This is a genomic window from Corallococcus sp. AB032C (genome assembly GCF_003668935.1).
GTDB classification, from domain to species: domain Bacteria; phylum Myxococcota; class Myxococcia; order Myxococcales; family Myxococcaceae; genus Corallococcus; species Corallococcus exiguus.
In genome coordinates this window covers 1-387 of the sequence record NZ_RAWP01000291.1, presented here as the reverse complement: position 1 = coordinate 387, position 387 = coordinate 1, and the positions used below count along the sequence as shown (strand labels likewise).

Below are 387 nucleotides of genomic sequence, written 5' to 3'. Positions count from 1 at the left end.
AAAAAGAGCTGGACAAAGATAGCTTGGTAGCAATGATGGTTGCTAAGGCTGGTAACCCTGAACTTTATAACCCTACTGAATGGCGGAGATTACAACAAGAAGAATCAAGCGCTCATGACCTTAAAGCTAAGATCGAAGAACTTGATGACTATAAACTAAGTAAGTACGAAACGCCAAAAATTGAAGTGCCGAAAGGGTTTGAATAAATGTATTATTTAAATAAAATGTTGGAATACAACAAAGAAAACGGCATTATTATTAATAAGTACATTCGCAAGACTATTCAGAAGCAAATACGTATTCACAACAAGTATATTTATCGCTATGACCGTGTTACACAAGCTATTGAATGGATACAAGACAACTTCTATTTGACTACTGGTAACC

The 387-nt window shown here is 35.1% G+C and carries 1 protein-coding gene; it reads left to right on the top strand.

Annotated elements, in window-relative coordinates:
* The coding region (locus D7X99_RS42140) for a bacteriophage terminase small subunit (protein ID WP_233614247.1) at window positions 1–206 on the top strand (206 nt) is incomplete at its 5' end.
* Between the last annotated feature and the right edge of the window lie 181 nt (window positions 207–387).